The 9,008-nt window shown below is 62.3% G+C and carries 8 protein-coding genes; 2 read left to right on the plus strand and 6 right to left on the minus strand.

Going from position 1 to position 9,008, the window contains the following annotated elements; all coding sequences use genetic code 11:
- The 6 genes from QZ378_RS10860 to QZ378_RS10885 form a co-directional block, all read right to left on the minus strand.
- On the minus strand, nucleotides 1-903 hold a 903-nt coding region (locus tag QZ378_RS10860; protein WP_291258278.1), incomplete at its 3' end, for a dihydrodipicolinate synthase family protein.
- 48 nt (nucleotides 904-951) lie between these two features.
- Nucleotides 952-1,794: a carbohydrate ABC transporter permease gene (locus tag QZ378_RS10865; protein ID WP_291258279.1), complete on the minus strand. Its 843-nt coding sequence runs from the start codon at nucleotides 1,792-1,794 to the stop codon at nucleotides 952-954.
- A gap of 14 nt (nucleotides 1,795-1,808) precedes the next feature.
- Complete coding sequence (locus QZ378_RS10870) at nucleotides 1,809-2,675, minus strand: carbohydrate ABC transporter permease (protein WP_242850254.1); 867 nt, start codon at nucleotides 2,673-2,675, stop codon at nucleotides 1,809-1,811.
- 206 nt (nucleotides 2,676-2,881) lie between these two features.
- Nucleotides 2,882-4,240, minus strand: a complete 1,359-nt coding sequence (locus QZ378_RS10875; RefSeq protein ID WP_291258280.1) for an extracellular solute-binding protein — start codon at nucleotides 4,238-4,240, stop codon at nucleotides 2,882-2,884.
- Nucleotides 4,241-4,400: 160 nt separating this feature from the next.
- Nucleotides 4,401-5,255, minus strand: a complete 855-nt coding sequence (locus QZ378_RS10880; protein ID WP_191379178.1) for a MurR/RpiR family transcriptional regulator — start codon at nucleotides 5,253-5,255, stop codon at nucleotides 4,401-4,403.
- An 11-nt stretch (nucleotides 5,256-5,266) separates the two neighbouring features.
- Nucleotides 5,267-6,478, minus strand: coding sequence for an AGE family epimerase/isomerase (locus QZ378_RS10885; RefSeq protein ID WP_291258281.1), 1,212 nt, complete (start codon nucleotides 6,476-6,478; stop codon nucleotides 5,267-5,269).
- A 197-nt stretch (nucleotides 6,479-6,675) separates the two neighbouring features.
- Here QZ378_RS10885 and QZ378_RS10890 point away from each other — a divergent pair, with 197 nt between their 5' ends.
- Together QZ378_RS10890 and QZ378_RS10895 are read left to right on the plus strand one after the other, a co-directional pair.
- The gene (locus tag QZ378_RS10890; RefSeq protein WP_191529697.1) at nucleotides 6,676-8,055 is read left to right on the plus strand and encodes an ROK family protein; all 1,380 of its coding nucleotides are present in this window, start codon (nucleotides 6,676-6,678) and stop codon (nucleotides 8,053-8,055) included.
- Between the two features lie 92 nt (nucleotides 8,056-8,147).
- Nucleotides 8,148-8,795: a YesL family protein gene (locus QZ378_RS10895; RefSeq protein ID WP_291258282.1), complete on the plus strand. Its 648-nt coding sequence runs from the start codon at nucleotides 8,148-8,150 to the stop codon at nucleotides 8,793-8,795.
- The last annotated feature ends 213 nt before the right edge of the window (nucleotides 8,796-9,008 follow it).

The raw sequence follows: 9,008 nt of genomic DNA on the forward strand, positions 1-9,008 counted from the left end.
GTACTTCCCGATGGCAGCCGAGATCATCCCTGCCGCTTCCCGCACGATGGATGCGTCTCCGTCGGCCAGAGGGGGCATGGGCAGGCGGACGCTGCCCGCGTCGGGGCCGCCCTGGAGACGGATGATGGCCTTCTGGACCGCGTACAGGTTGCCCTTGGCGGTACACATCTTGTAAATGATGCGGCAGGCCTCGTTCTGGATCTGGCGGGCGGTCTCCATCTCACCCTTGCCGTACAACTCATAGATCTTCAGATACAGCTCGGGCATGACGGCATAGGTGCCGCCGATGCCGCCGATGGCGCCCGCCGCCAGGCCGGACAGGAACTGCTCATCGGGGCCGTTGAATACGATGCAGCCCTCGTCCTTCCACATCTGAATGTCCTGGACAGGCATGGAGGAGTTCTTTACGCCGATGACCCGGGGATTCTTCAGCATCTCCTTGAGCAGGGAGCCGTTCAGGGCCACACCGGCCAGCTGGGGGATGTTGTAGATGACGAAATCCGTGTTCGGGGCGGCGGCGGAGATGTCGTTCCAGTACTTGGCGATGGCGTAGTCAGGCAGGTGGAAGTAAATGGGTGGAATGGCGGCGATAGCGTCCACCCCCAGGCTCTCCGCGTGGGCGGCCAGGGCCTGGCTGTCAGAGGTGTTGTTGCAGGCCACGTGGGCGATGATGGTGACCTTGCCTCTGGCCTCGGCCATCACATTCTCCAGGACCAGCTTGCGCTCCTCCACGCTCTGGTAGATGCACTCGCCGGAGGAGCCGCCCACATACAGGCCCTTCACGCCCTTGCCGATCAGATAGCGGGTGAGCTCCCGCACCTTGGTGGCGCTGACGGCGCCCAAATCGTCATAGCATGCGTAGAATGCCGGGATGACGCCCTGATATTTGCTGAAATCGCGCATAAATCGATCACTCCAATATAATTTGCAAAGATTTAAAGTTTTTTAGGATCAGCCCTTGACCGCACCCATGGCGATACCCTGGGTGAAGTACTTCTGGAAGGCCACGAATACGATGATGATGGGAATGGAGGCCAGCGCCGCGCCCGCCATGATCAGGCCGAAGTCAGTGGACATCTCGCCCTGAAGGTTGGCGATGGCCAGCGGCAGGGTCCAGCTCTCCGTGCTGGTGAGCATGACCAGCTGGAGGAAGTAGTCGTTCCAGGTGTTGACGAAGGTGAAGATGGCCAGGGCGCCGATGCCCGGCTTGATCATGGGGAACACCACGCTGAAGAAGGTGCGCAGCTCGCCGGCGCCGTCCACACGGGCGGCCTCCAGAATCTCGGTGGGCACCGTCTCAGAGAACTGCTTCATCAGGAACACGCCGAAGGGCCAGCCCACGGTGGGCAGGATCACGGCCCAGATGTTGTCGTTGAGGCCGATGGCGGTCATCTCCTGCAGCAGGGGGATGACGATGACCTGCTTGGGCAGGGCCATGGCGCAGATGATGATGGTGAACAGGACGCCCCGGCCGATGAAGCGCTTCTTGCCCAGGGCGTAGCCCGCCAGGGAGGCGGTGAGACAGGTCAGGATCATAGCCGCCGCCGAAATGAAGATGATGTTGAACAGCCACAGGAAGGCGGGGTTGTCAAACAGCCGGGCGTAGTTTTCCACCGTGGGTTCGATGGGGAACCAGATGGGCGTCCGGGCCGTGATCTCCAGCTTGTTCTTGAAGGAGCCGGTGACGATCCAGTACAGAGGGAACAGGAAGAAGATCACCATGACCACCAGGATGGCCACGGAGAAAACCTTATACCCCTTGGAGGTGCCGCTCAGATCAGTGGTTTTTTTCATGTTCTCGCCCCTCCTTAATTGTCAGTCTTCGCCACTTTGAACTGGATGGCGGAGAAAATGGCGATGATGAGGGCCAGAACCACGCCGATGGCACAGGCATAGCCCAGGTCGTTGAGCCGGTACGCGGTGTCGTAGACCTGGTACATGATGGTCATGGTGGAGTTCAGCGGGCCGCCCTTGGTCAGCAGCTGGATCAGCGCGAAGCACTGGAAGGTGTTGATGGTGGTGATGACCAGCACATACAGGGTAGTGGGCATGATGGAGGGCCATTTGATCTTCCAGAACACCTGAAACTTGGTGGCGCCGTCCACCTCGGCTGCCTCGATAATGGAGTTGTCCACATTGCCCAGAGCCGCCACATACAGCACGATGGGCTGACCGATGGAGGTGGTGAACAGGATCAGGATGATAAACCAGATGGCGGTTTTTGGATTGCCCAGCCAGTCAAAGCTGGAGGTGCCGGCCACCTGATTGAGGATGCCGTTGTAGGGGTCCAGGATCCACTTCCACACCACGGTGATGGCCACCGAGCCGGTGACCACCGGCAGGTAGAACACACATCGGAAGAAGGAGCGGGGAATGGAGTGCATCTTGTAGATGGCGGAGCTCACCCACAGGGAGAATGCGGTGACGCTGGGCACCGCCACCACCACCATGAGCACCGTGTTCAGAAAGCCGCGGTGGAAGATGGGGTCCTGGAACAGCTTGATGTAGTTGGACAGGCCGGCGAAGCCCTTGACGCCGCCCAGTCCGTAGTCGGTAAAGCTGTAATACACACAGATGAACATGGGGACGACCACGAAGGTCACAAAGAAGATCAGGCTGGGCAGCAGGAACAGGTAGGCCGAGGTGGTCTCCCGCCGCACCAGCGCGCGGCTCATACCGGAGGTAGCGCTTTTCTTGACTTTTTTAGGCTTCTGTCCGGCAGCCGGAGCAGGAGTGTTCTGAGCCATAAGATTTCCCCCTCTTTGACAAGAATTTGCCTGCCCTCCCCCGGGGAGGACGGAAGATACACAGTGCCCGCCCCCTCTCATTCAGGGAGCGGGCACAGGATCGCATGGAACAGGATACGTGCTTCCGCAGGAGGTCAGCCGATGTTGGCGTTCGCCTGAGACACGAAGTTGTCGGCAGCGATCTGAACGTCAGCGCCGGTGGTCAGGATCTCAGCGAGCATGGGCCACCACAGGGCGCGCTGCTCGGTCCAGCCGCCGGTCAGGTTGTAGTAGCGGCCCAGATAGTTGCTCATCAGGGCGAAGGGAGCGCGCAGGTCGGCATCCTCAGCGTCGGCGTAGACATCGCCCCAGTCGGAGTGCACGGGGAAGAAGCTGGAGGTCTTCACAGCCTCCACACCGGCGGTGGCATCGTTGCAGACAAAGTCGATGAACTTCTTGGCGGCGTCGATCTTAGCCTGGTCCTTGTTGTCGAAGATACCGAAGCCGTAGGGGCCGGCCATCTCCAGCTCGGGGGTGCCATCGTCAGAGGGGAACGCCATGGCGAAGGGGGTGAACTGGGTCTGGTCCGCGTACTGGCTGTAGTTGGAGAAGTTCCAGCAGAAGCTGACCGCACAGGTCTGGTTGGCGAAAGCCTGAAGCTCATCGGCAGCGGCGTAGCTGGCGTTGGCGGACAGAGAGCCGGCGTTCACCATGTTCTGCAGCAGGGTCAGAGCCTTCACATTGTTGGCGCTGTTGGCATTGTAGGAAGTGCCGTCCTCGGTGACATAGTAGTCGGAGTACAGGTTGTTGACGAGGGCGCGGGTGCCCTGGTCGCCGCCCTGGGCGCCGCAGTAGACGATGCCGGGGGTAGCCACGTTGACGGTGCCGGCAGCGGCCGCGTCACGGATGGCGGCCATGGCGTTGACAAAGTCGTCGGTGGTCCAGGTGCGGGTCTCCTCGTCGATGTACTGCAGGGCACCGGCGGCCTCAAAGACCTCGTAGTTGATGGCCATGCAGTGGGCGGCCACGCTCAGGGGGTACATGTAGTAGGTGCCGTCCAGCTGGGACACGCTGGAGATGCCCTCGGCGATGTCGGAGCCGCCGGCAGTCCACAGATCGGACAGATCCACCATCAGGCCCTCACGGGCGTAGTTGCCCACGATGCGCTCGGGGCCCTCAAAGATGATGTCGGGGGCGCTGTTGGAGCTGATGGCGGTGGTCAGCTTCTGGTCGCCGTCCTGATAGTTGATGGGGGTCACGGTGACAGTGATGTCGGGGTTGGCCTCGTTGAAGGCGGCCACGATGGGCTCCCAGGCGGCGGCATCGGTAAAGCCGCCGATGTTGAAAGACCACAGGTTCAGCTCCACGGCGCCGCCGCTGGAGGTCTCGCTGGCAGGAGCGTTGGAGCTGCCGGCGGGGGTCTCGCTGCTGCCCTGGGTTCCGCCGCCGCAGGCGGCCAGACCGAGGGTCATGCCGGCGGCGAGCAGGAGAGCAAGAGGTTTCTTCATGTTCATTGTTACATCCTCCTCATTTTTGATAAATTTTGCGAGGACTGGGGTTGCCCCCGTTGTGTAGATTGTATAGTTTCGGGCCGGGTTTGTCAATACGATTTTCAAAAAAATTTTCAAAACATTTTTTGTTCTGCAATTTTCTTTCAAAATCGCCCTGCCGCGGTCAGATGTGCTTGTCGGAGAGTACCTCGGCCACGATCTCCCGGGTGGCGGCGCACCTGGCCGCGTCCCGGCGGCAGACCTCGTGGAAGAGCACGTCCGTCAAATAGAGCTGGGCCACCCGGGCCGCCACGGAGCCCACCTGGAGCGGCCCCTCCCGGGAGCCGCACTGGAGCACCACGTCGGCATAGGCTGCCCCCGGCGACTTGGGGAAGCGGGTGATCAGGATGGCCATGGCCTTCCGCTCCCGGACGATTTTCAGGTTTTTCAGTAGCTCCTCGGTGGAGCCGGAGTAGGAGTAGTAGAGCACCGCGTCCCGGGGCGTCAGGTGGGAGGCGGCGATGGCCTGCATGTGGGAATCCACCACCGCCGTGAAGTTGGGCATGCTGGTGCTGAACAGGTGGGCGCACTCCTGGGCCAGGAGCATGGAGCCGCCCTGGCCCATGCACAGCACCTTCTCCGCGGAGAAGAGGATGTCCGCCGCCCGGCGGATGGCCTCGGGGCGGATCAGCTCCAGGGTCTGGGCCATGGCGTCCCGGTCGGCGGCGTAGACCTTGCGGCCCATCTCCTCGATGCTGTCCTCCGGGAGCACCTCGCCCTGGGTGGGCAGGGTGTCCGGCCGGCCGGCCGTGGAGTTGGCCACCGCCAGCTTGAAGGCGTTATACCCCTTGTAGTCCAGCCTCCGGCAGAACCGGGAGATGGTGGCCTCCGCCACGCCGGACTCCTCCGCCAGCTCGGAGATGGACATGAACTGGGTCTTCTGCTGGTGGATGACCACGTAGTCGGCCACCTTTTTCTCCGCGCTGGTCAGCTGGTAGTACTCGCTGTTGATCTTCTCAAATACATTGCCGAAGGGCATAAGCGCCCCCCTTATTGCTTGGCCAGGAGCTGATCCAGCATCTGATCGCACATGATCAGCATCCGCGGCAGGTGGAAGGGGCCCTTGAAGGTGCTGCCCTTGCAGGCGGGCATGGTGGGCTTGCCGTCCCGGCGGAGGTAGCCGTACCAGTCGCCGAACTCGGGGTCGGAGAAGTGCTCCTTGCAGTAGTCCAGGGTGCGCTCGAACCAGGTCAGGTACTGCTCGTCGCCGGTGTCCCGGAAGATCATCAGGGAGGCGATGAGGATCTCGTCGTGGGGCCACCACAGCTTCATGTCGTGCTCATAGGCCTCGGGGGGACGGCCCAGGCAGTCGATGAAGTAGAGCAGTCCGCCGTACTCGTAGTCCCAGCCGGCGTTGATGGCCTGGTCGAAGATCTTCACGGCGGTCTCGTGCTGCTTCTTGTCCCCCTTGCGGTTGGCATCCTCCATCAGGAACCAGGAGCACTCGATGTCGTGGCCGGGGTTGACCACCCGACCCTCGGTGACGTCCAGGCGGGGGGTGCCGTCCATGGCCACGCTCTCCAGGGTGCAGCCCAGCTCGGGCTTGTAGTGGTACTGGAAGATCTCGTTCACGCACTCGGCGGCCCGCTCATTGTACAGGGCCTCCTGCTCGGGATCCACCCGGCGCAGCACGGAGGTGATGTTCAGGTAGATCATGGGGTTGGCCAGGGCGCGGCCGGAGCGGGTCTCGGGGATGGTCTTGGGGCCCAGGCCGGTGGGGTCGGTGATGAGCCCCTGGTTCAGGTTCCAGATCAGATCATAGGCGGCCCGGGCGCGCGCCAGGCACTCCTTGTCGCCGGTGACGCCGTAGTACTCCGCATTGGCGATGGCATAGAAGCCCTCGGAGAAGCAGTAGCGGCGCTGGCGCAGGGGCTTGCCGTCGCCGGTGACGGTGAAGTACATGCGGTTGCCCGCCTCCCGGTTGATGCAGTACTTCTCCATGAAGTCCAGGCAGCTCTTGCTGGCCTCCAGCCACTCATCCTTCACGCCGTACACGTGGCACAGATAGGCGAACATCCAGGCGCAGCGGCCCTGCATCCAGACGCTCTTGTCGGTGGAGAACACCTTGCCCTCCCGATCCAGACAGGTATAAACGCCGCCGTGCACCGGATCCATGCCGTTTTCCAGCCAGAACCGGATGCTCCGCTCCAGCTCCTCCTTAACCCATTTCTGATGGCATTGCAGCCGAATAGACAGATCCATCCTTGATCCCACCTTTTCAGATTCGGGGGAAACCTCCCCTGTTGCCACCATCATACCTGTCCCCGCCGCCCCCGTCAAGAGAGTTTAGAAAATTATTTTCAAAAACCTGAAAATATGCTTGACAGATTCAAAAAAACTGATAGCCTATAGGGGAAGGAACTCTGTGTGTTTCCGACAAAAAAGGAGGATGTATCCGAATGAAGCATCTGGGTATTGAGGTGCCTGTGAAACATGTGCCGGAGCTGGATCCCGGCTTCCTGCCCCTGGGCAAGTTCTGCACCGCTTTTCTGAAGGACGCCAGGCAGCCCCTGGACATCGCCGTGGAGCGGGCCGGCGGCGAGGTGGCCGTGTACAAGACCTTTATCCACGGCACGCCGGACATGGCGGAGGCCGACACCTACTATGTGGATCGGCTCATCAAGACCATGCTGTGGTATATGGGCGGCTTCAAGGTCTATCTCAGCGGCAGCAAGGACATCTATGAGGCCATGAAGGCCACCTACTGCGTGGGCGGCAAGCGGAGCTTTGACGCCGAGTTCATGTCCAACGTGTATGAGAAGCCCTTTGAGGTGGTGTACTGCGACGCCGTGCCCGCCGAGAAGAGCAATCCCCAGGCCGTGGGCCGCCACCTGGGCGGCTGCCGCATCGGCTTCGACGCCGGCGGAAGCGACCGGAAGGTGTCCGCCGTCATCGACGGGGAGCCCGTGTTCTCCGAGGAGGTGGTGTGGTATCCCAAGGTCACCGAGGATCCCGACTACCACTACGAGGGCATTGTCTCCGCCCTCAAGTCCGCCGCGGCCCATATGCCCCGGGTGGACGCGGTGGGCGTGTCCTCCGCCGGCATCTACATCGAGAACCGCACCATGGTGGCCTCCCTGTTCCTCAAGGTGCCCAAGGATCTCTTTGACGCCAAGGTGAAGGACATCTACATCCGCGCCATCCGCGACACCTTCGGCGACGTGCCCTACGTGGTGGCCAACGACGGCGACGTGTCCGCCCTGGCCGGCGCCATGAGCCTGGAGGAGAACAACATCCTGGGCATCGCCATGGGCACCAGCGAGGCCGTGGGCTACGTGGACGAAAACGGCAACATCACCGGCTGGCTCAACGAGCTGGCCTTCGCCCCCGTGGATGTGAACCCCGACGCCATGGAGGACGAGTGGTCCGGCGACATCGGCTGCGGCGTCAAGTACTTCTCCCAGGACGGCGTGATCAAGCTGGCCCCCGCTGCGGGCATCAGCCTGTCCGACGACCTGGCCCCCGCCCAGAAGCTCAAGGAGGTTCAGAAGCTGATGGAGAACCCCGGCTCCCCCGCCGAGGCCATCTTCCGCTCCATCGGCGTGTACCTGGGCCACTCCCTGGCCCTGTACCACCACTTCTACGGCTTCAAGCATGTGCTGCTGCTGGGCCGGGTCATGTCCGGTCGGGGCGGCGACATCATCCTGGACGTGTGCAAGCAGGTGCTGGCCGACGAGTACCCCGAGATCGCGGACAAGATCAACCCCACCCTGCCCGACGAGAAGGCCCGCCGCGTGGGCCAGTCCGTGGCCGCCGCCTCCCTGCCCGAGCTGAAGTGAGCCGCCAGGCGGCAATCCTCGCCCTGCTGTAACCCCGAACGGGCCCGGCGAGCCGTCGCCGGGCCCGTCCTCAGATCAAAGGAGGCCCCCGCATGGCCAAAGGTATTTTCAACCCGGACAACGACATCTGGCGCTTTACCGCGAAGCTGGTGGATCTCTTCCTGCTCAGTGTGTTCTGGCTGGTGTGCTCCATCCCCCTGTTTACCATCGGGCCGGCCACCTCCGCCCTCTACAACACGGTGGTGCGCTGCATCCGTGGGAACCGGCGGGACAGCTGGACTCTGTTCTTCCGGACGTTCCGGGACAACTTCAAGGTGGGGGCCCTGACCAGCCTGGTGGTGCTGGCCGCGGGGGTGCTGCTCTTTCTCATCTACAGCATGCTCTACCAGACCGCGCCGTACAGCCAGGCAGGCTATGTGCTCTTCATGGCCTACTATGTGTTCCTCCTGCTGCCTCTGGGGGTGCTGTGCTGGCTCTTTCCCACCCTCTCCCGGTTCGAGTTCGGGGTGGGCGGCCTGCTGTCCAACTGCGCCAAGCTGGCCATCGCCCACCTGCCCTCTACGGTGGCGCTGGCCCTGCTGCTGTACGGGACGGTGTTCGTCTGCATCAACTTCTTCCTGGCGGTCTTTTTCCTGCCCGCCGTCCTGGCCCTGGCCCACTCCCTGCTGCTGGAGCGGGTCTATGCCCCCTATATCCGCGAGCAGCTGGGAGAGGAGGAGCCGGAGGAGGACGACGGCTGAGCCCAGATCCCGGCAATGCAGACACCCCCTGATGCATCCGCATCAGGGGGTGTCTGACTGTCGAAAGACCTCCCGCGAAGGCGCGCCTCGCAGAGTTCCTGCGGCCGCAGCCGCGGGAATCAAATGAAAATCCGTCATTTCCGAGGACATGCGCCTCGGAAATGACACTTCTCGCGCAAGATGGGCCGACTTTTCCGTCAGGAATCGAGGTCC

It is taken from the genome of Flavonifractor sp. (genome assembly GCF_019422385.1).
GTDB classification, from domain to species: Bacteria; Bacillota; Clostridia; order Oscillospirales; family Oscillospiraceae; genus Flavonifractor; species Flavonifractor avistercoris.